This window comes from Methanobrevibacter sp. UBA188, assembly GCF_905234905.1.
Taxonomy (GTDB): Archaea; Methanobacteriota; Methanobacteria; order Methanobacteriales; family Methanobacteriaceae; genus Methanocatella.
The window spans coordinates 1-551 of record NZ_CAJOJM010000064.1 but is presented as its reverse complement, the minus strand read 5'-3'; the positions used below and the strand labels follow the sequence as shown (position 1 = coordinate 551).

The following is a 551-nucleotide window of genomic DNA, read 5'->3' as shown; positions in this document are numbered from 1 at the left end:
TTTTCCATCGTCTGCTCATGTTTCTGCATTTGGACATTAATCTGTTGATGTGTTTGATCATTTGGTTGTCATGGTCAACATCAAAGAATTCTTTTTGTCTTTCGCTTGTGACTAGCCATCCATTTTTGTTGGAATTGATATCACATCCAATGTATTCTTCTGTTAATGGCAGTTGTTCTGGTACATCAGTTTCAATGTTGAATGCTGCATAGTGGTTTAAACCATCATAATATACTGTAATGTTGTTGAATTTTGTGTTGGGACTGTTTAATAAATCCAGGTATTCTATGCTTGTGCTGAAGGTTACTTTTCCGTGTTTTCTTAAAGTTAGTGTGTTGTTTTCTACTGGTCATTTGTCTTTTCGGATAGTTTGTCTGAAGCTAGGTCGTGTTTTCTTTTTAGAGTGAAATTTTGGAGGATTATGCCTTTTGCTTTTAAAATTGTTTTTAAACGCTTTATGCAAATCATCACGTGCCTGTTGAAGACTGGTGGACTCTGTTTCCTCCAAGTAAGGCAATTCTTTTTTAGATTCGTTTAAAAATTGATTTAAC

General features: G+C 34.5%; 2 protein-coding genes. One reads left to right on the top strand and one right to left on the bottom strand.

The window, feature by feature from the left end; translation table 11 throughout:
* A partial coding sequence (locus QZ143_RS08960) for a hypothetical protein (RefSeq protein ID WP_292883378.1) occupies positions 1-212 on the top strand: 212 nt, incomplete at its 5' end.
* Between the two features lie 137 nt (positions 213-349).
* Here the strand turns inward: QZ143_RS08960 and QZ143_RS08955 are convergent.
* The coding region (locus tag QZ143_RS08955; protein WP_292883375.1) for a hypothetical protein at positions 350-551 on the bottom strand (202 nt) is incomplete at its 5' end.